General features: G+C 62.1%; 19 protein-coding genes and 1 pseudogene. 10 read left to right on the forward strand and 10 right to left on the reverse strand.

Features of this window, described 5'->3' with window-relative positions; all coding sequences use genetic code 11:
* Positions 1 to 58: 58 nt before the first annotated feature.
* A complete protein-coding gene (locus DYL59_RS26420) occupies positions 59 to 1,267 on the forward strand; it encodes a multidrug effflux MFS transporter (RefSeq protein ID WP_135291781.1) in 1,209 nt (402 codons plus the stop codon).
* On the opposite strand, the gene DYL59_RS26425 is transcribed toward DYL59_RS26420, so the two are convergent.
* The 8 genes from DYL59_RS26425 to DYL59_RS26460 all read right to left on the reverse strand — a co-directional run bounded on the left by DYL59_RS26425 (position 1,237) and on the right by DYL59_RS26460 (position 8,448).
* Positions 1,237 to 1,545 carry a DUF971 domain-containing protein gene (locus tag DYL59_RS26425; RefSeq protein ID WP_135291782.1) on the reverse strand — a complete coding sequence of 103 codons (309 nt, stop codon included), beginning with the start codon at positions 1,543 to 1,545 and terminating at the stop codon, positions 1,237 to 1,239. The genes DYL59_RS26420 and DYL59_RS26425 overlap by 31 nt on opposite strands.
* Positions 1,542 to 2,486, reverse strand: a complete 945-nt coding sequence (locus tag DYL59_RS26430; protein WP_135291783.1) for a HEAT repeat domain-containing protein — start codon at positions 2,484 to 2,486, stop codon at positions 1,542 to 1,544. The genes DYL59_RS26425 and DYL59_RS26430 overlap by 4 nt, the downstream gene beginning before the upstream one ends.
* Entirely contained in the window at positions 2,483 to 3,313 is an 831-nt protein-coding gene (locus DYL59_RS26435) for an ABC transporter ATP-binding protein (protein ID WP_135291784.1), read from the reverse strand. Before DYL59_RS26435 ends, DYL59_RS26430 begins: the two co-directional genes overlap by 4 nt.
* Positions 3,313 to 4,095 carry an ABC transporter permease gene (locus DYL59_RS26440; RefSeq protein WP_135291785.1) on the reverse strand — a complete coding sequence of 261 codons (783 nt, stop codon included), beginning with the start codon at positions 4,093 to 4,095 and terminating at the stop codon, positions 3,313 to 3,315. Before DYL59_RS26440 ends, DYL59_RS26435 begins: the two co-directional genes overlap by 1 nt.
* Positions 4,096 to 4,108: 13 nt before the next feature.
* Entirely contained in the window at positions 4,109 to 5,515 is a 1,407-nt protein-coding gene (locus DYL59_RS26445) for an ABC transporter substrate-binding protein (protein WP_135291786.1), read from the reverse strand.
* 119 nt (positions 5,516 to 5,634) lie between these two features.
* Positions 5,635 to 5,880, reverse strand: coding sequence for a 4Fe-4S dicluster domain-containing protein (locus DYL59_RS26450; protein WP_028616162.1), 246 nt, complete (start codon positions 5,878 to 5,880; stop codon positions 5,635 to 5,637).
* 79 nt (positions 5,881 to 5,959) lie between these two features.
* Positions 5,960 to 7,690, reverse strand: coding sequence for a fumarate reductase/succinate dehydrogenase flavoprotein subunit (locus DYL59_RS26455; protein ID WP_135291787.1), 1,731 nt, complete (start codon positions 7,688 to 7,690; stop codon positions 5,960 to 5,962).
* Positions 7,687 to 8,448, reverse strand: a complete 762-nt coding sequence (locus tag DYL59_RS26460) for a GntR family transcriptional regulator (protein ID WP_135291788.1) — start codon at positions 8,446 to 8,448, stop codon at positions 7,687 to 7,689. Before DYL59_RS26460 ends, DYL59_RS26455 begins: the two co-directional genes overlap by 4 nt.
* 184 nt (positions 8,449 to 8,632) lie before the next feature.
* On the opposite strand from DYL59_RS26460, the gene DYL59_RS26465 reads away from it, so the two are divergent.
* The gene (locus tag DYL59_RS26465; RefSeq protein WP_135291789.1) at positions 8,633 to 9,490 is read left to right on the forward strand and encodes an SDR family oxidoreductase; all 858 of its coding nucleotides are present in this window, start codon (positions 8,633 to 8,635) and stop codon (positions 9,488 to 9,490) included.
* 6 nt (positions 9,491 to 9,496) lie between these two features.
* Here the strand turns inward: DYL59_RS26465 and DYL59_RS26470 are convergent.
* Together DYL59_RS26470 and DYL59_RS26475 are read right to left on the reverse strand one after the other, a co-directional pair.
* Positions 9,497 to 10,411: pseudogene (locus DYL59_RS26470) on the reverse strand (site-specific integrase).
* A gap of 108 nt (positions 10,412 to 10,519) precedes the next feature.
* Entirely contained in the window at positions 10,520 to 11,332 is an 813-nt protein-coding gene (locus DYL59_RS26475; RefSeq protein WP_135291790.1) for a M949_RS01915 family surface polysaccharide biosynthesis protein, read from the reverse strand.
* A gap of 366 nt (positions 11,333 to 11,698) precedes the next feature.
* On the opposite strand from DYL59_RS26475, the gene arnC reads away from it, so the two are divergent.
* From arnC to DYL59_RS26515, 8 genes are all read left to right on the forward strand, one after another.
* On the forward strand, positions 11,699 to 12,730 hold the full coding sequence (gene arnC, locus DYL59_RS26480; protein ID WP_135291791.1) for an undecaprenyl-phosphate 4-deoxy-4-formamido-L-arabinose transferase: 1,032 nt from the start codon (positions 11,699 to 11,701) through the stop codon (positions 12,728 to 12,730).
* Positions 12,727 to 14,733: a bifunctional UDP-4-amino-4-deoxy-L-arabinose formyltransferase/UDP-glucuronic acid oxidase ArnA gene (gene arnA / locus DYL59_RS26485; RefSeq protein ID WP_135291792.1), complete on the forward strand. Its 2,007-nt coding sequence runs from the start codon at positions 12,727 to 12,729 to the stop codon at positions 14,731 to 14,733. The genes arnC and arnA overlap by 4 nt, the downstream gene beginning before the upstream one ends.
* The gene (arnD, locus tag DYL59_RS26490; protein WP_135291793.1) at positions 14,733 to 15,617 is read left to right on the forward strand and encodes a 4-deoxy-4-formamido-L-arabinose-phosphoundecaprenol deformylase; all 885 of its coding nucleotides are present in this window, start codon (positions 14,733 to 14,735) and stop codon (positions 15,615 to 15,617) included. The genes arnA and arnD overlap by 1 nt, the downstream gene beginning before the upstream one ends.
* The gene (gene arnT, locus DYL59_RS26495; RefSeq protein WP_135291794.1) at positions 15,614 to 17,269 is read left to right on the forward strand and encodes a lipid IV(A) 4-amino-4-deoxy-L-arabinosyltransferase; all 1,656 of its coding nucleotides are present in this window, start codon (positions 15,614 to 15,616) and stop codon (positions 17,267 to 17,269) included. The genes arnD and arnT overlap by 4 nt, the downstream gene beginning before the upstream one ends.
* Positions 17,266 to 17,613, forward strand: coding sequence for a 4-amino-4-deoxy-L-arabinose-phosphoundecaprenol flippase subunit ArnE (arnE, locus tag DYL59_RS26500; protein WP_135291795.1), 348 nt, complete (start codon positions 17,266 to 17,268; stop codon positions 17,611 to 17,613). Before arnT ends, arnE begins: the two co-directional genes overlap by 4 nt.
* Positions 17,610 to 18,011, forward strand: coding sequence for a 4-amino-4-deoxy-L-arabinose-phosphoundecaprenol flippase subunit ArnF (gene arnF, locus DYL59_RS26505; RefSeq protein WP_135291796.1), 402 nt, complete (start codon positions 17,610 to 17,612; stop codon positions 18,009 to 18,011). The genes arnE and arnF overlap by 4 nt, the downstream gene beginning before the upstream one ends.
* The gene (locus tag DYL59_RS26510) at positions 18,008 to 19,387 is read left to right on the forward strand and encodes a UDP-glucose dehydrogenase family protein (RefSeq protein WP_135291797.1); all 1,380 of its coding nucleotides are present in this window, start codon (positions 18,008 to 18,010) and stop codon (positions 19,385 to 19,387) included. Before arnF ends, DYL59_RS26510 begins: the two co-directional genes overlap by 4 nt.
* Before the next feature lie 3 nt (positions 19,388 to 19,390).
* A partial coding sequence (locus tag DYL59_RS26515; RefSeq protein ID WP_135291798.1) for an ArnT family glycosyltransferase occupies positions 19,391 to 20,019 on the forward strand: 629 nt, incomplete at its 3' end.

Here is a 20,019-nt window from a genome sequence, read left to right on the forward strand (position 1 = left end):
GTACCTCGGTCGTCAAACATAAGCTGACGCTCCTTTGCCAGACTGCCCCGGAACCCCAATGTCTCGAAGCATCGCCCATCTCGCCCTGCTGCTGGGGCTGATCACCGCCGTCGGGCCGTTCGCCATCGACAGCTACCTGCCTGCGTTGCCTACCCTGGGCGCCAGCCTGCACGCCTCACCCGCAGCGGTGCAGATGAGCCTTACGGTGTTCTTCATGATCATCGGCGTGTGCCAGTTGTTCTACGGGCCGGTCAGCGACGTATTCGGGCGCAAGCCGCCGATCTATGCCGGGTTGGTGATTTTTGCCGTGGCCAGTGTGGGCTGCGCATTGGCGCCCACCATCGAAACACTGATTGCCTTTCGCGCCCTGCAAGCGTTCGGCGCTTGCGCAGGCATGGTGATTCCCAGGGCGATTGTGCGCGACCTCTATACCGGCCATGAAGCCGCGAAACTCATGGCATTGCTGATGCTGGTGATGAGTGTCTCGCCGATCCTCGCACCGTTGGCCGGCAGCCTGGTGATTTCGTTGTGGAGTTGGCGCGAAGTGTTCGTGGCGCTGGCCGTGGTTGCGGTGGCCTGCCTGGTCATGACCATCGTGCAACTGCCGGAAACCCACCCGGCCGAACGCCGCCTGGGTAAAACCCTGGGCAGCGCATTCGGCAGCTACGGCGCACTGCTGCGCGACCCGGTGTTTACCGGCCTGTCGGTGGTCAGCGGGTTCGGCCTGGCCACCTTCTTTGTGTTTATCGGCAGCGCGCCGTTCGTGTACATCGAGTATTACGGGCTTACGCCCACGCAGTTCAGCCTGGGTTTTGCGGTGAACGCCGCGTCGTTCTTTGCCATGAGCCAACTCACCGCGAGCTTGAGTGCACGCTTTGGCCTGGCGCCGGTGATTCGCTGGTCAGTGGTGGCGGTGGCTGCGGTGATGGTGTTGCTGGCGCTGACCACGCTGTGGATCGACAGCCTGGCGCTGATGATGACCTTGCTGTTTATCGGCTTCGGGTTCCTCGGCCTGCTATTGCCGGCGGCGGGTGTGTTGTCGCTGGAGGATCACGGCGCGGTCGCGGGTTCCGCATCGGCCTTGCTGGGGGCGATCCAGATGATCGTCGCCGCTGTGTCCATGACCCTGGTGGGCGTCTTCGCCGATCACACCCCCGCGCCGATGTTGATCGGCATTGCCCTTTGTGCGGTGGCGGCGATGCTCACCGTGCTGTGGACCCTGCGCCGGCTGCCCGCTCACCTGGCAAGCGCCCCGCCCTCCCCCTGATCGCTGCCCATTTGCGCCAGGTAGGCCCAGGGGTAGATGCCGCGCTGATGGCCATCGCTGAATACCAATTGCACCCCGTAGCCCTGCGGGTGGATGTGTACCACCCGCACGGCCTCGCTCACCAACGGTTGGCTACCCCGCAGCCGGAACGCCCGGCATTGTGAGCACGGGCATTCGCGGCGCAGGCGTGGGTGATCGATCCACTGCGAACCTTGCGGCCAATCCAGGCGCAAGCGCCCATCCGTACCTTTGCCTATTGCGTTCGGCGCGGTACTCATTGCAGTTGCGCCAGGGCAATGCGCACGGCTTTGCGTACTTCCGGGTCGCCGTCGTCAGCCGCGTCACGCAAGGCTGTCAGCGCCTGGCGATCACCCAGTTCGCCGAGGGCCAGCGCGGCTTCCTTGCGCAGGTTGCTGATGCTGTGGCCCAGGGCTTGGATCAAGGCGCTCAACGCGGGGGTGTAGCGCAAGCGCCCCAGGCTACGGGTCGCCCGCAGACGGACCTGCCAATAGTCATCCGCCAGTGCGGCAACCAGTGCATCACCGGCATTTACGCTGCCCACCTTGCCTAACGTCGTGGCAGCTTCCTCACGCACTTGCCAGGCCGGATCCAGCAAGGCCTGGTACAGCGCGGGCAAGACCACGTCATCACTGGCCAAGCCCAAGGCCCCCGTGGCGGCGCGGCGTACTTCGGTGTCGGGATCATGGCTGGCCAACGTCGCCAGTGCCGCAAGGGCCGGCAGGTGTTTGAGCCAGCCCAGCACGCCCACGGCTTCGCGGCGGACTCCGGCATCAGCGTCCGCCAGTGCCAGCAATGCCGCCGGGGCGGCGGCGTCCAGACGCAACTCGCGCAGGGCGCGCAAGATCGCGGTGCGCACACTGACGTCGGCGTGATCGGCCCAAGGTAGCAGCAGCAAGCCCGCTTCACGGGTTTTCAATACGCTCAGACTCTGCGCGGCGGCATCGCGCACAGGGCCTGCGCTATCGGTAAGTGCTTCGCACAGCGCCCGCACGACGTGCTCGTCCTCCCAGGCCTCCAGCAAAACAGCGGCCTGGGTACGCACGTCCACGCTTGGGTCATTGCACAGGCTGTCCACCAGCCATTCCAGGCCATCGGGGTCTTCCAGGTCGGCCAGGTCGATCAAGGCGATGCGGCGCATGCCCGCATCGGTGGCTTGCAGGCGGGGGCGCAAGGCTTCTATTTCGGGGTTATAGGTCATATGGCAAATCGCGGTGTTGAATGATCGATGGGCAACCCAAGCGGGTTCAGGCGAGGCAGCTGGCGACCATCTTCATGGTGCAGCAACTCCAGGCAATGGCGCTTGAGGTGAGTAAATTCGGGGGTGGTCATCAGTTCGGTGCGCCGTGGTCGAGGGAAATCCAACAGCAAATCCTCGATGATGCGGCCCGGACGCGGGCTCATCACCAGGATGCGGTCGGCCAGGAACAGCGCCTCGTCGATATCGTGGGTCACAAACACCACAGTGGTACGCACGCGCGTCCAGATATCCAGCAACAGTGCCTGCATCTTCATGCGGGTCAGCGCGTCCAGTGCGCCAAAGGGTTCGTCCATCAACAACAGGTGCGGACGATTGACCAGTACCCGAGCGATTTCCACCCGCTGCTGCATCCCGCCCGAGAGTTGATTCGGCCAGCGCTCGGCAAAGCCTTCCAGCCCCACCAGCGCAAGGATTTCATCTGCCGCCGCCAGCCGCTCGGCCTTGCCCACACCGCGCATCTTCAAGCCGAACGCAACGTTCTCACGCACACTGCGCCACGGGAACAACGTGTGCTGCTGGAATACCATGCCGCGCTGCTGCGACGGGCCGACCACCGCCTGCCCATCCATCTGCAAGCTGCCCTGGCGGGGTACCAAATGCCCGGCCAGGGCGCCGAGCAAGGTCGACTTGCCACAACCCGACGGCCCGAGGATGCACACGAACTGCCCCGCAGGAATGGTGCAATCCAGTGCCTTCACGGCCTCGAACGCCTGGGCCTGTTCGCCCAGCACAATGGACAAATCATGAATCTCGACGCGGCCTTCCATCAGGCTTTACCTCGCGGACGGTGCCAAGGGGTGAACACGGCGCCCAGGCGCTTGACCAGCCAACTGCTGCCCATGCCCAGCACGCCGATCAACAGCATGCCGACCACAATGTCGGCATAGTTCTGAATGGTGTACGACTCCCAGGTGTAGTAACCGATGCCGAACTGCCCCGAGATCATCTCCGCCGTCACCAGGCAAAACCACGAGGTGCCCATGCCGATGGCCAAACCGGTGATGATGCTCGGCGCGGCACCCGGCACGATCACTTCCCACAATATCGCTGTGCGCCCGGCCCCCAGGCTGCGCGCCGAGGCGATCAGCCGTGGGTCGACGCCTTCAACGCCATGCACGGTATTGAGCAGGATCGGGAACAACGCACCGGTGAAGGTGATGAACACCATCGACAGCTCCGACGACGCAAACATCAGGATCGCCAAGGGTATCCACGCCACTGCAGGGATCGGCCGGATCACCTCCAGGGGCGGTAGCAGCAGGTCTTCGGCCCATTTAGAACGGCCGATGGCGATGCCCAGCCCCACCCCCACCACAACAGCGGCCACGTAGCCTTCGAACACCCGGGTCAAGCTGGCACCCAGGTGCTGGGCGAGCTTGCCGGAGTCCAGCAGGCCCAGCGCCGCCTCCACCACGGCACCGGGGGTGGGGACATTGGCGAAGGTCACCAGCCACAGGTTCCAACGATGGCTGGCGGCGAGTTGCCAGAACAGCAGACACACCAGCAGTGAGGCGGCGCGCGGCAGCCAACGATAAGCGGGAGTCGACATGGGCATGCTCCTGTCAGCGTCCGGCCACGGCCTGGGCGCCGGCGCTGGTAAAGTCGAACACTTTGCCGCCCTGGGCAGCGGCAAATTGCTGTGCCTGGCCCTTGAGCAGGAACGCACTCAACTTGCCCTGGCGATCACTGGCGAACCACGCCTGGTTGGCCAGCAGCTTGATACCGCTGTCTTCGGCCTGGGCATACACCGCACGCACGCTCTTGCCCTCCTTCTTCAAACTGGCCAGCGCGGTGAAGGCCGACTCGGCCGACGCGTAGTCACGCACCTTGGCTTCGCCTTTCACCCAGATCTGCGCAACGTGCTTCCAGTCGGTGATCGGCTTGCCGGTCAATGCATCGTCGGCCTTGAGCGGCGCCTGGGCGTAGTTGGCCAGTTGCGCCTGATAATCCAGGCCCGATGCCTTGAAAGCGGCGCGGATGTACTGGTCATCAATGAAGGTGTCGAGGTTAAGGCCACGATCGGCTTTCTTCAGCAGCTTGAGGGTGTCGATCGCAGTGCCGACGGCCTGGCGGTATTCGGGCTTCCAGCTCTGGTCACGGGTTTGCACGCCCAGGGGGCCGTGGAACAGGTAGTTGACCTCGGCTTCCACCCCCGTGACTTTTTCGATCAGTTCGCTGTACTTCTCAGGCTCTGCGGCCAGCAAACGGTTGGCCTCGATACTGGCACGCAGGTAGGCGACCACCACTTCCGGGTACTGGCGGGCGTAACTCTCATCCACCAGGGCGCCATGGAAGGTCGGCGTGTTGGACTGGGAGCCGTCGTAGATCTTGCGGGCAAACCCACGGTTGGGGAACAGTTCGGCAAAGGGCACAAAGTCGGCGTGGGCATCGATTTTATTGGCTTGCAAGGCCGAGCCTGCGACTTCCGGGGCCTGGGCAATGATGTTGACATCCTTGAGCGGGTCCCAGCCTTGGGCGGCCACCGCCCGCAACAACATGCCGTGGGCCGTGGAGGCGAACGGTACGGAAATGGTCTTGCCTTTCAGGTCTGCCAAGGACTGCGCGCTGGAACCCGTTGGCACCACAATCCCATTGCCACTGCCCTTGATGTTGCCCGACAGCACACTGATAAACAGGCTGTGCTTGCCCGCCCCCTCAAAGGCCACGCCATTGAACGCACCAGGAAAGTCGGCCATGGCGCCGAAGTCGAGCTTGCCGGCCACCATTTCATTGGTCAACGGAGCGCCACTGGTGAAGTTTTTCCACTGGATATCGTAAGTGGCGTCCTGGTACTTGCCGTCATGGGGCAAGTATTTGTCCAGCAGCCCCAACTCACGGATCAGCAAGCCGCCGGCGGCGCAGTTGATGGTGGTGTCCTGGGTGCCAATGGCAACCCGGATGGTCTGAGCCTGTACCGACAGGCTGATGGAGGCCAGCACCAGGCTGGCAACAGTTGCGCGCAAGAACATTGGGTGTTTCCCCTCGAATCATGGTTATAGGATCGTCTCCGCCGTGATCGGGCACGGTGGGAAACGAGGGGGTACGGCGTAGGCGTCCGGTGTTGGCGGATGGCTTGGAGTCAGAACACTCAGCGCAGCAGGTACGGGATCTCGACCTTGACTGCACCGGTGGGGCAATCCTTTTCGCAGGGCATGCAGTACCAGCATTCGTCAAAAGCCATGTAGGCCTTTTGCGTTGCCGGGTTGATGGCCAACAGGTCCATCGGGCACACGTCGACGCACACGGTGCAGCCTTTTTCGGCAATGCACTTGTCTTCATCGATCGTTACCGGCGCGTTGGAGCGAAAGAATATTTCCTGGGGCTGGTAAGCCATTTCACGGTGTCCTTGGCGCTTTTAGCGCTCTCTGTTCTTTGTGCGTGTGGTGAGCGGGCAAGCCCGCTCACCACAGCGTTCAGGCAGCATCTGCACCGACGCGCAGTCGGTCGTAGGCTTGCAGTTCTTCGGCGTCGAGTGCAATAACGTACGGCTCCACGGGTTTCTTGAAGCTGACCATCTGACCGTCGTCACCCTTTTTCAGGTGGCAGTGGCAGAACCAGTCGGCGTCATTGCGCTGCGGGTGATCGACACGGTGGTGGTACAGGCCCCAGCGGCTTTCGGCGCGGTACAGCGAGGCGCGGGCGGCCATTTCGGCGCAGTCGCGGATCACGCTGGTTTCCATGGCGCGCATCAGTTCGTGGGGGTTGTGGGCTTTCATCTGGTCCAGGTCGCGCTCGATATCGCTGAAGCGCTGCAGACCGATTTCCATCTTGCGAGTGACCTTGGGCGGTTGCAGGTAATCGTTCACAAAGCGGCGCAGTTTGTATTCGACCTGGGCCGGCGGCAGGCCGGTTTCACGCTCCAGCGGGGCATAGACGCGGGCCTGTTCGGCCGCGACCTGCTGGGGGTTGACTGCGCTGAAGCCCTTGTCCGCCACAAACTGCGCCGCGTTGGTGCCGGCGAACCAGCCATAGGTGAAGGCGCCTAGCATGTAGTTGTGCGGCACGGCGGCCATGTCCCCGGCTGAGTACAAGCCCTTTACCGAGGTTTCGGCGCGTTCGTTCACCCACACGCCCGATGCCGAATGCCCGCTGCAAAAGCCGATTTCGGAGATATGCATCTCCACCATATCGCTGCGGTAGTCGGTGCCCCGGTTGGCGTGGAACTGGCCGCGGCTGGGGCGTTCGTTGCTGTGCAAGATGGTTTCGATGTTCTGGATGGTTTCCTCGGCCAGGTGGTCCAGCTTGAGAAACACAGGGCCGTTGCCGCTTTCCAACTCCTGGTGGAACTCCCACATCATCTGGCCGCTCCAGTAGTCGCACTCGATAAAGCGCTCGCCCTTGTTGTTGGCGGTGTAGCCGCCCAAAGGGCCGGTGACGTAGGCGCAGGCGGGGCCGTTGTAGTCTTTGATCAACGGGTTGATCTGGAAGCACTCCAGGTTCGCCAGCTCGGCGCCTGCGTGATAGGCCATGGCGTAGCCGTCGCCCGCATTGGTGGGGTTTTCATAGGTGCCCATCAGGTAGCCGGACGAAGGCAGGCCAAGCCGGCCAGCGGCGCCACAGCACAGGATCACCGCCTTGGCCTTGATCACCTGGAAGTCAGCGGTGCGGCAGTCAAAACCCATCACGCCGTTGACTGCGCCTTCACTGTCGGTGAGCAAACGGGTGCACACCAGGCGGTTGGTGATGGCCACGCGCGCCCGCTTGAGTTGGCGGTACAGCACTTTCTTGATGTCGTGCCCTTCAGGCATCGGCAGCACATAGGCACCCATGTGATGGACCTTTTTCACCGCGTAGTCGCCGGTTTCGTCCTTTTCAAACTTCACGCCCCAGCGGTCCAGTTGTTCGATGGTCTCGAAACTGTGGGTCGCGTAGGCATACACCGCCGCCTGGTTGACGATGCCGTCATTGGCGATGGTGATTTCCTTGGTGTACTGCTCCGGCGTGGAGTGGCCGGGAATGATCGCGTTGTTAAGACCGTCCATGCCCATGCTGATGGCGCCACTGCGCTTGACGTTGGCCTTGTCCACCAACAGTACGCGCAGCGCGGGGTTGGCCTCTTTGGCTTTGATCGCTGCCATCGGCCCGGCGGTACCGCCGCCGATCACCACGATGTCGTATTCCAGCTCCAGGGTCTTGCGGCTCATGGGCGGTTGCCTCGTTCACGGTCGATGCGCAGGCGATACTGGAAGGCGTCGCCACGGTAATACAGGTGTTCAAAGTCCACGGGCTGGCCGTCGGCGGTGTGGGTCAGGCGCTCGATGTGCATGATCGGCGAGCCGGGCTCCACGTTCAGCGCCTGGGTCAGGTCGCTGTCGGCCAGCACCGCATCGATGGCCACGTCGGCGTGGCCCAGGTGCAAATCGCAGTCGTTTTCCAGGATCAGGAAGATGTCGCGGGTCACCAGGTCGGCTTTTTCCAGGCGCTCCCCCAGCGCCTGGGGCAGGTAGGTGATTTCCAGCGATACCGGCTCGCGATTGATCAGGCGAACCCGCTTGATCTGCGCCACCGTGGCGCCCTCTTCCAACCCCAGGCGCTCGGCCACTTGCTTGTCAGCCGGCACAAAGCGAAAACTGCGCAGGCGGTTGATCACCTCAAAGCCGCGTTCGGTCATCGACTCCCCCAGGCCGCGCAAGGTGCTGACGTTCTGGAATGCCTTGGGCTTGGACACGAACGTACCCTTGCCATGGATCTTGAAGATCAGCCCTTCCTTCTGCAGGTCCCCCAGGGCCTGGCGCACGGTGATGCGACTGACCTTGTAGCGTGTACCCAACTCGCTTTCGGACGGCATCTGGGTGTTGGGCGGGTACTGGCCATCCAGAATGCCGCTGCGCAGCAAATCACGCAGCTGGGTATGCAAGGGGATACTGGACAGTGGGGATAAGGCGGCGGTGGAATCGTTCATCAAAGTCACTTGTCATAACGAGTTATGACGTGATCATAGGAAGTCTAAGGGTGGCGGTGGAAATACCGTTTACGCATAAGCTTAAAGCCAACCACTCGTCGGGGCTGCGCGCCATCCGCTACAACTATCACCAGAGGCGAGCCTACTAATCCCATAGCACCTTTGAAAACCTATGGAGATTGAGATGACTGACTACCCCCGCCCACCCTTCACTCCCCAGGCCCAGACCGTGCCCGGCGTCCAACAGAAGATGGACCCATACCCGGACTGCGGTGAACAGAGCTACAAAGGTTCTGGCCGGTTGGCTAACAAGATCGCCTTGATCACCGGCGCGGACAGCGGCATCGGCCGCGCAGTGGCGATTGCCTTTGCCCGTGAAGGTGCCGATGTGGCCATTGCCTATCTGGATGAGCACGACGACGCCGCAGAAACCGCACGCTGGGTCGAAGAGGCTGGGCGCCAGTGCCTGTTGCTGCCAGGTGACATCGCGCAAAAGGCCAATTGCCAGGCTTTGGTGGACAAGACCATCGAACAGTTCGGCCGCATTGACGTGTTGGTCAATAACGCAGCGTTCCAGATGAGTCACGACACCCTCGAAGAGATCGAGGATGAGGAATGGGTCAAGACCTTCGATATCAACATCACCGCGATGTTTCGTATCTGCAAGGCCGCCCTGCCCCATATGAAGGCTGGCAGTTCGATCATCAATACCAGTTCGGTCAACTCGGACATGCCCAAGCCAACCCTGCTCGCCTACGCCGCCACCAAGGGCGCGATTGCCAACTTCACCGGTGGTTTGGCGCAATTGCTGGGCAGCAAGGGTATTCGGGTCAACAGTGTGGCGCCTGGCCCGATCTGGACGCCCCTGATCGTCGCCACGATGCCCGACGACGATGTGCAGAGCTTCGGCAGCGAAACTCCACTCGGCCGCCCAGGCCAACCGGTGGAAGTGGCGCCGATCTACGTGTTGTTGGCATCGGATGAGGCCAGCTACATCTCTGGCTCACGCTATGCGGTCACCGGGGGCAAACCCATCCTCTAGGCCACTTCACAAATCAAAGCGATCCACCGCGCGGCGCCGCTCATTGTCGTCACGCACGTCATAACTGGCGGTGGTCTGGATGTTGGTGTGGTGCGCCAACTTCTGCGCAATCGACAGGTCATGCTCCTCGATCACCCGTGTGATGAATGAGCGACGGAAGTCATGGGGCATGATCTTGACGCCTACCTGCTCGCCACGCTGGCGGGCGATGTAGTAGATCGCGTGTTTGGTGATGCGCTCGCGGGTGATGTGGCTGCCCCGGCGAATGCGGTTAAACAGGAAGGTGTCGTCCTGTTCGCCGTCCTTGAGTTGTTCGCGACGAAAATCCAGCCAGGCCTGTAACTTCGCAAATGCCCAGTCCGGCGCGTATTTGAGCAGTTCCTTGTTGCCCTTGCCGATCACCCGCAGGCTGCGCTCGGCAAAGTTGATCTGGGCCAGGTCCAGGTTTACCGATTCGGACTTGCGCATCCCCGAGCCGTACAGAATGCCGATCAGCGCTGCATCCCGCAGGCCCTGGGGACGCGGGTCGGCGGCGCAGACCTCCATCATCTCGCGGATCAACGTACGCCGCAGGTTGCGGCCCTGGCCCAGGCGCGTACCCGGCGACGGCTTGACCGTACGCATGCGCAGCAGGTGCTCCTGGCTGATCAGGTTCATGCGTCAGGCTTCGTTCATCACGCCGCGCACCGCATTCACATACAACGACGAGGTATTGGGCGCATACCCGTCCTCGCGCAACGCCGCCACCAGAGCGATCACCTGTTCGGGCTGCAACAGGTGCCAGTCGATGTCTTCGAGGTTGATGTCTTCAAAGCCCAGCCGGTCGGCGGCGTCCTGCAGCACGTAGCGCATGGTCAGCTGGCTGGAGGGCGCCAGACGGGTGAGGTAAAGGGTCAGCGGGTTGCGGATAGACTCAGTCAAGGTAGATCAGCCTTTGGATTAAATACCTCGAACAAGCCGTTGTTTAATCGAGGTATTTAGTGAATTGGCGAGGGCCGAGTCTAACGCAAGCACGGCCCTGGCACAAAGTCACGGGGCCGTGTCGTCGTCCTCGGTGGGCACAGGCGGCTGGGTCTGCGCCTGGCCCCATTCACTGTCTTGCTTGTGCATCAGGGCAAACCATTGCTCACGCATGAAGCTCAGGTAGGCTTCGGGCGCCTTGGCAAAATCCTTCTCGTCGCCGTAACAACCCGGCAATGGCAGCTCCGTGCCCTGCTCCTTGTATTGGCTGACCAACGCCTGTTGCGCCGCCACGCTGCAATCCTTGGGCAGTGGCATGCCGCGCAGTGCGCCAGCTTCTTCGTCCCACCAGCTGGCGCCATAGCGGTCAACGCCGCGCAGGCGAAACTTCTGCGACTTGCCAACGTGCATGATCAGTTTGAATTCGTTGGGGCTGACATCACTGGTACAGGTGCGCGAGTAACCCACGGTGGCCTGGGTGATGCCGTCGCCGGTCAGGTCGGTGACCTGGGTTGCGGCCATGTCAAAACGCAGTGCTGCGTCGAACTGGCAATGCTGCACATCGTCGTAGAGCATCCACACGCGCTTGGGGCGGTTGCCGTCGATCAGGTATTGGGCGGCATAGACAAACGCTGACTGGGTGCCGTCATCGTCACGCTCGCTGACCTGTTCGGCCAGCACCAGCAGGTTCTTGCCTTGGCGATCGTCCCAGGTATAGGCGGCGATCTGCTTGCCACGCACTTCCACGCCGTCCGGTACCTGGTCGATGCTGGTCAACGCCACGCTGTCGTCAGCCCGCACGGTGGTGACACACGCCACCCCCATCAACAACCCCATCAACACTGGCCGCAAATGGCCGCGTAAAAGCTGCACGCTATTCATCCGAGTACCCTGGCAAGAGAGGGCTTACTTTACCGGCACTTGAGAGGCATTGCAGAGAAGATTCTTCAATAAATCCGATTGCGCACTGATTAAACCCAGTGCTGACTGACCCCTGATTACTTAGCTGAACCCTGGCTGTCTACCTGTCAAATAAACGAGTTTTTCATCCGGCTTTCATATTCGTTCTACATTTTTACGCTTAGTCTTTATTGCAGAACTTCAGAGCAAACCGCGTTACACCGGCTAACCTGTTGATTACGCTTTATCTTTGGCACCGTTTCTCAAGTTTGCGGTCTAGACGTTCGCCCCATGATTGTTGCTGTATTCACGCGCCAAGTTGCTCTAACCCCCCGAGGTCATGAATCTTTGAAACCCTACCCTATTCATTGCGTGTCGATCGTTATCCCGGTCTACAACGAACAAGAAAGCCTGCCCGAATTGCTGCGACGCACCACCGCAGCGTGCAAGCAACTTGCCTACGAATACGAAATCATCCTGGTGGATGACGGTAGCCGCGACAACTCGGCCCAAATGCTCGAAGACGCCGCCGCGCAAGCGGGCAGCCAGGTGGTCGCGGTCATCCTCAACCGCAACTATGGCCAACACGCCGCGATCATGGCCGGTTTCGAGCAATGCCGGGGCGATGTAGTGATTACCCTCGATGCCGACCTGCAGAACCCGCCCGAAGAGATCCCGCGCCTGGTGGAACAAGCGGCGCGTGGCTATGACGTGGTCGCCACCGTGCGCAATAACCGCCAGGACTCGGCCTTTCGCCGCTGGCCATCACGCCTGATCAACCTGGCGGTGCAACGCTCCACCGGCGTGGCCATGACCGACTACGGCTGCATGCTGCGCGCGTACCGGCGCACCATCGTCGACGCCATGCTCGCCTGCCGTGAACGCAGCACGTTTATCCCTATTCTGGCCAACGGTTTTGCCCGCCACACCACCGAGATTTTGGTGCACCACGCCGAGCGTGAGCACGGCGAGTCCAAATACAGCGCCATGCGCCTGATCAGCCTGATGTTCGACCTGCTGACGTGCATGACCACCACCCCCTTGCGCCTGTTGTCCATTGTCGGTTTCAGCCTGGCGGCCCTGGGCATGCTGTTTGCCTTTGCGTTGATCGTGCTGCGGCTGGCCTTCGGCGCCGAATGGGCGGGCGACGGCATGTTCGTGCTGTTCGCCGTGCTGTTCGTGTTCACAGGTGGCCAGTTCATCGGCATGGGCCTGCTGGGCGAATACCTGGGCCGCATGTACAGCGACGTGCGCGCCCGCCCACGGTTCTTTATCGAAAAAGTGCTGCGCAACCAACCGGCGGCACCCGCCCCCACGGTTGTCGTTGACGGCTTGGCGTCTTCCCACACTTCTACTTCTGCTGATCAGGTCCAATCATGAGTTCAAAAGCCGTTGTCTTCGCCTACCACGATATTGGCTGCGCAGGCATTGAAGCCCTGCTGACTGCCGGCTACGACATTGCTGCGGTATTTACCCATGCCGATGATCCCAAGGAAAACAACTTCTACGGCTCCGTCGCCCAGCTCTGCGCGCGCAACGGCATCCCGGTGCACGCGCCGGAAGACGCCAACCACCCGCTGTGGATCGAGCGCATCGCCAAGCTGAACCCGGACTACATCTTCTCCTTTTACTACCGCAATCTGCTCAGCGAGCCACTGCTGGCCACCGCCCGCAACGGTGCATTCAACCTGCACGGCTCGCTGCTGCCCAAATACCGTGGCCGCGCCCCGGCCAACTGGGTGCTGGTCAACGGCGAAACCGAAACCGGCGTGACCCTGCACCGCATGGTCAAGCGCGCCGATGCCGGTGCGATCCTGGCCCAGCAGAAAGTCATCATCGAGCGCAGCGACACCGGCCTGACCCTGCACGCCAAGCTGCGCGATGCGGCCGTCAGCCTGCTGCGCGACGCCCTGCCCCAACTGGCCGCCGGCAAACTGAGCGAAACCGCCCAGGACGAAAGCCAAGCCACCTACTTTGGCCGCCGCAGCGCCGCCGACGGCAAGCTGGAGTGGAACAAACCGGCTGAAGAACTGTTCAACCTGGTGCGCGCCGTGACCCAGCCTTACCCAGGCGCGTTCTGCGCGGTGGGCGAGCACAAGTTGATCGTGTGGCAAGCCGAAGTGGCCCAAGGCAACGAAGGCCTGGCGCCGGGCCGGGTGATCAGCGTGAACCCGCTGCGCATTGCCTGCGGTGAAGACTCGCTGGTGATCAAGTTCGGCCAGCGCAACGACAACGGCCTGTACCTGGCGGGCCCGTCCCTGGCCAATGAGCTGGGTTTGGTGGACGGCTCCGTACTGCGCGGCGCCGAATCTGGCCGCAAGCCTCGCCGGACTCGCGTGCTGATCCTGGGTGTGAACGGCTTTATCGGCAACCACCTGTCCGAGCACCTGCTGCGCGATGACCGCTACGAAATCTACGGCCTGGACATCGGCTCCGACGCCATCGAGCGCCTGCGCAGCCACCCGAACTTCCATTATGTGGAAGGCGATATCAGCATCCACACCGAGTGGATCGAGTACCACATCAAGAAATGCGACGTGGTGCTGCCGCTGGTGGCCATCGCCACGCCCATCGAATACACCCGCAACCCGCTGCGCGTGTTCGAGTTGGACTTCGAAGAAAACCTCAAGCTGGTGCGCTACTGCGTCAAGTACAACAAGCGCGTGATCTTCCCCTCGACCTCCGAAGTCTATGGCATGTGCCAGGACCAGTACTTCGACGAAGACACCTCCAACCTGGTGGTCGGCCCGGTCAACAAGCAGCGCTGGATCTACTCGGTCTCCAAGCAACTGCTGGACCGCGTCATCTGGGCTTACGGTGACAAAGGCCTGAAATTCACCCTGTTCCGCCCGTTCAACTGGATGGGCCCGCGCCTGGACCGACTGGACTCGGCCCGTATCGGCAGTTCACGCGCCATCACCCAGCTGATCCTCAACCTGGTGGAAGGCACGCCGATCCGCCTGTTCGACGGTGGCGAGCAGAAGCGTTGCTTTACCGATATCGCCGACGGCATCGAAGCCCTGGCGCGCATTATCGATAACGACAACGGCGTGTGCGACGGCCAGATCATCAACATCGGCAACCCGGACAACGAAGCCAGCATCCGCCAGTTGGGCGAAGAGCTGCTGCGTCAGTTCGAAGCGCACCCGCTGCGCAGCAACTTCCCGCCGTTCGCCGGTTTCCGCGACGTAGAGAGCAAGGCGTTCTACGGCACCGGTTACCAGGACGTGGCTCACCGCAAGCCAAGCATCGAAAACGCCAAGCGCCTGCTGAACTGGGAGCCTACCGTTGAGATGAGCGAGACCATCGGCAACACCCTGGACTTCTTCCTGCGCGAAGCCATGCTTGAAATCGCCGACCGTTCTACCGAGAAAGCACGCTAATGCAGGCAGGCCTACGCATCGACGTCGACACCTACCGAGGCACCCGTGAAGGCGTGCCGCGGCTGCTCGAAACCCTGGATGAAGCCGGCGTGAAAGCGACGTTCTTCTTCAGCGTGGGGCCGGACAACATGGGGCGCCACTTGTGGCGCCTCATCCGCCCGCAGTTCCTGTGGAAGATGCTGCGTTCCAATGCCGTGGGCCTGTATGGCCTGGATATCCTGCTGGCCGGCACCGCCTGGCCGGGCAAGCCGATTGGCCGCGACCTGGGGCATTTGATGCGCCAGGCCAAGGCGGCCGGGCATGAAGTGGGCCTGCACGCCTGGGACCACCATGGCTGGCAGGCCAACGCCGGGCGCTGGAGCGAGGCGCAGTTGGTGGAGCAGATCCGCCAGGGCGTCGACACCCTCAGTGACATCCTCGGTGAACGCATCGACTGTTCAGCGGCCGCCGGTTGGCGTGCCGATGAGCGCGTGGTGCAAGCCAAACAAGGCTTCAACTTTCGCTACAACAGCGATTGCCGGGGCACCAGCCTGTTCAGGCCGACACTGGCCGATGGCAGCGCGGGCACCCCACAAATTCCGGTAGACCTGCCGACCTTCGACGAAGTCGTCGGGCCGGTGGTGGCTGCCAACGACTTCAATGGCTTCATCCTCGACCGCTTTGCCGACTCGAAGCTGAACGTCTACACGATCCACGCAGAAGTAGAAGGGATTCTGATGGCCAACGATTTTCGCCAGTTGCTCGCCCAGGCAGGGCAGCGCGGCATCCACTTCAAGCCGCTGGGCGATTTGCTGCCCCCCGACCCCACCCGCCTGCCCCAGCAACACTTGGTGCGGGGTGCGTTGCCCGGCCGCGAGGGTTGGCTCGGAGTGCAGCAGGCATGATCCGCCGTTGGGCGCTGCCCCTGCTTCTGTTGGCCTTTGGCGTGTTCTACCTATTGCCGCTGGCCACCCATGGCCTGTGGATCCCGGATGAAACCCGCTACGCACAGATCAGCCAGGAAATGCTGCTGACCGGCAAGTGGGCGGCGCCGCACTTCATGGGCATCCGCTATTTTGAAAAACCGGCGGCGGGCTACTGGCTGATCGCGCTGGGCCAGGCGATCTTCGGGCAGAACCTGTTCGGCGTGCGGTTTGCCTCGGCGTTGAGCACCGGCTTGAGCATCCTGCTGGTGTACCTGGTGTCGCGCCGGTTGTGGAACGACCCGCAAAAGACGCTGGTCAGCACCGTGCTGTACATGAGTTTTGTCAGCGTCGCGGCGTTGGGGGGGTATGCCAACCTCGACCCCCAATTCACCTTCTGGATCAACCTGACCGGCGTGGCCCTGTGGTTTTGCTTTGACAGCACCACCCGTAACGGTCGCCTGGGTGCCTGGGCGTTGCTGGGCTTTGCCTGTGGCATGGGCTTTATGACCAAGGGCTTCCTGGCCTGGCTGCTGCCGGTGCTGATCGCCCTGCCCTACGCCCTCTGGCAGAAACGCTTTGGGGAGTTGGTCCGGTTTGGCTTGGTGGCCGTGGTCGTGGCGATTGGGGTGAGCCTGCCGTGGGCCCTGGCAGTGCACCTGCAAGAGCCCGATTACTGGGACTTCTTCTTCTGGCACGAGCATATCCAGCGCTTTGCCGGCGACGACGCCCAGCATGCCGAGCCGTTCTGGTACTACCTGCCGCTGCTGGTGGCGTTCTCGCTGCCTTGGGTGGCCCTGCTGCCGCCCACGATCACGCGGGCGTGGCAAGAGAAACGCCTGCCACAAACCGCGTTCCTGTTGTTGTGGCTGCTGATGCCCCTGGCATTTTTCAGCCTGGCCAAAGGCAAGCTGCCCTCCTACATCATGCCGTGCCTGCTGCCTCTGGCGTTGCTGATGGGGTCTGCCCTGGCCGACGCGCTGGCTCAGGGCCGAAGCCTGGCCTTGCGCCTCAACGGCTGGCTGAACCTGATCATCGGCATCGCGGCGCTGCTGGCTCTCACTTGGTTTCAAGTGAAGAAGCCGGTCTACGAGCACGGCCAGGAAACCCTCAGCCTGGTGCTGGTGTTCAGCTTTTTGTTCGGTTGGATCATCGTCAATCTGCTGCAAGCCGCTCGCCCTTTGAAACTGTGGGCTGCGCCGGTGATCGGCAGCTGGCTGCTGGTAGCGCTGGTGCCGGCTGCGCTGCCCCATTCGGTGGTCTACAACAAGACCCCGGATCAATTCATCGTCGATCACTTGCAGGCACTGCGACCGGCCAGCGCCTTGCTCAGTAATGACCTTGGCGCGGCCTCTGCCCTGTCGTGGCGGCTGGCGCGCCCGGACGTGACCCTCTACAACACCGTGGGCGAAGTGAAGTACGGCCTGGCCTACCCGGATGCCAGTCACCACAAGGTCGACACCACGCACGTCCAGCAATGGATGAGCGATGCGCGCAAAAAAGGTTCGGTCGGTGTGGTGATGCGGGTTAAAGGTGACGACGAAATTGCCGAAGTTGCATTGCTGCCCAATGACGGCCAGCGCTATGAACAAGGCAATATCGTGATTCTGATCTTCCCGCAGGTGACGCAATGATCACGCTGCTGCTGTTACTGGCGGCCTGCCTGCTGACCTGCATGGGCCAGGTTGCGCAGAAGTTCGCCGTGGAAAGCTGGCGTGACCTGCCCGATGGCTGGGCGCTGAAACTGCGCTCGCCGTGGCTGTGGGCGGCGTTGATCTGCCTGGGCCTGGGCCTGCTGGTATGGCTGCTGGTGTTGCAGCGCCTGGAGGTGGGCATCGCCTACCCCATGCTCAGCCTGAATTTTGTGCTGGTGACCCTGGTGGCGCGGTTTGTCTTCCATGAGCCCATCGACAGCCGCCATTGGCTGGGGGTGCTGTTGGTGATTGCCGGTGTCGTGCTGCTGGGGCGTCAGGTATGAGCCGCGTGCGTGGCTTTGCCCTGGCCCTGGGCAGCGTCGGCCTGGTCAGCGCCGCCCAGTTGGGCATGCGCTGGAGCATGACGCGCCTGCCGCTGCCGACCGAATGGCTCAGTGCCCAAATCGATGTGGGCGCCCTTGGCGTGGTGAGCCTGGCGATCCTCGCCTATGCGCTGTCGATGCTGTGCTGGCTTGGCGCCCTCAAGCACCTGCCGCTGGGTCGCGCCTATTCGCTGCTGAGCATCAGCTATGCGCTGGTGTACCTGCTGGCCGCAAGCCTGCCGGTGTTCAACGAACATTTCTCGCTTTCAAAAACCCTGGGGGTGGCGTTGGTCATCCTTGGTGTTGTGGTTATCAACTCGCGCCGTACTAGCACGACAAGTCCCAGGAATGCCCCATGAAAATCAGTGTATTTGGTAGCGGTTACGTCGGCCTGGTGCAGGCCACTGTGTTGGCCGAAGTCGGCCACGATGTCATTTGCATGGACGTAGACAAGCACAAGGTCGAGCAACTGCAAAAAGGCCACGTGACCATTTTTGAGCCGGGGCTGGCCGCCATGGTCAAGGACAACCTGGAAAGCGGCCGCCTGAGCTTTACCCATGACGAGAAACTCGCGGTCGAACACGGTGAAGTGCTGTTTATCGCCGTGGGCACGCCGTCGGACGAAGACGGTTCCGCCGACCTCAAATACGTGCTGTCGGTGGGCGACGCGGTGGCCCGTCACCGCATCAACCCGGTGATCCTGGTGGAAAAGTCCACCGTGCCGGTCGGCACCGGCGACACCCTGCGCGCCCATATCGAAAAAGCCCTGCACTTGGCCGGTCGTCACCTGGAGTTCGATATTGTCTCCAACCCGGAATTTCTCAAGGAAGGTTCGGCGGTTGCCGATTGCCGTCGCCCGGACCGCATCGTGATCGGCTGCGAGCGTGAAGAGGTGCGCGACGTGATGCGCGACCTGTACGCGCCATTCAACCGCAACCATGACCGCATTATCTTCATGGACCTGCGCAGCGCCGAACTGACCAAGTACGCCGCCAACTGCATGCTGGCCACCAAGATCAGCTTTATCAACCAGATCGCCGAACTGGCCGAGCACCTGGGCGCGGACATTGAAGCCGTGCGCCTGGGCATCGGTGCCGACTCGCGCATCGGCTACCACTTTATCTACCCCGGCTGTGGCTACGGTGGTTCGTGCTTCCCCAAGGACATGCGCGCCCTCATCCACAGCGCCAAGCAGGCCAACTGCTCCAGCGACTTGCTGGAAGCTGTGGAAGCCATCAACCAGCGCCAGAAGAGCAAGCTGTTCGAACGCATCAACGCGTTCTTCAAAGGCAACCTGCGTGGCAAGACCTTTGCCCTGTGGGGCCTGGCGTTCAAGCCCAACACCGATGACATGCGCGATGCGCCCAGCCGTGTGCTGATGGAAGCGTTGTGGGCCGCCGGTGCGAATGTGCGGGCGTTCGACCCTGAAGCCATGCAGGAAACCCAGCGCATCTACGGCGACGACCCAAGGCTGATGCTGATGGGCACCCCGGAATCGACCCTCGGCGGCGCCGACGGGCTGATCGTCTGCACCGAATGGCAGCAGTTCAAGGCACCGGACTTCGACCTGATCCACCAGCGCCTCAAAACCCCAGTGATTTTCGATGGGCGCAACCTCTACGACGGTGAACGCCTGACGCGCAAAGGCTTCCAGTACTACCCGATCGGCCGTGGCGATTCCTGCCAGTTACCGATCCCGCAGCAACAGTGGTTACCGCGGGTCGTGGAAGCCTGATAGGTGAACAAAGCCCGACCGTCCCTGTGCAATGCAACGGTTCGCCAGCAATCCCTCGGTTTGGCTGTGTTGGCGCTGTTGCTGTTTATCGCCGGCAGCTGGCACCAGGCGATCATTGGCTTCGACTCCCGCTTCGTGGTGTTCGCCCAGGAGATGCTGCGCCATGGGCCCAGCTTCTTTCCCACCACGTACGGCCAGCCCTACGCCGACTACCTGGCCACCTCGACCCTGCTGACGTGGTTGCTGTCGGTGCCGTTGGGCCAGGTCACCAGCCTGACCGCCTGGTTGCCGACGGCACTGGCATCGGCGTTGATCGTCATGCTGGTGTACCGCCTCACCGCGCCCTACTCCCGGCGTTGGGGGCTGTTGAGCGTGGCGATGTTGCTGCTCAGCAGTACCTTTGTCAGCGAGACCCGAGCCGTATCCCTGGATCAGATGCTTGCCGCCGTCGCCCTGGCCGTGTTCTACCTGGGGTATGCGCATGATCACTTCGGTGCGGGCAAGCGCCTGCACTGGCTGTACCTGCTGCTGATCATCGGGTTTGCGATTCGCGGGCCCATCGGGTTGGTGATCCCTACGGGTGTGCTGTGCAGTTACTACCTGATCAACCGGCAATGGCGCCGACTGTTCAG

Source organism: Pseudomonas kairouanensis, from assembly GCF_004682055.1.
In the GTDB taxonomy this organism is placed as follows: domain Bacteria; phylum Pseudomonadota; class Gammaproteobacteria; order Pseudomonadales; family Pseudomonadaceae; genus Aquipseudomonas; species Aquipseudomonas kairouanensis.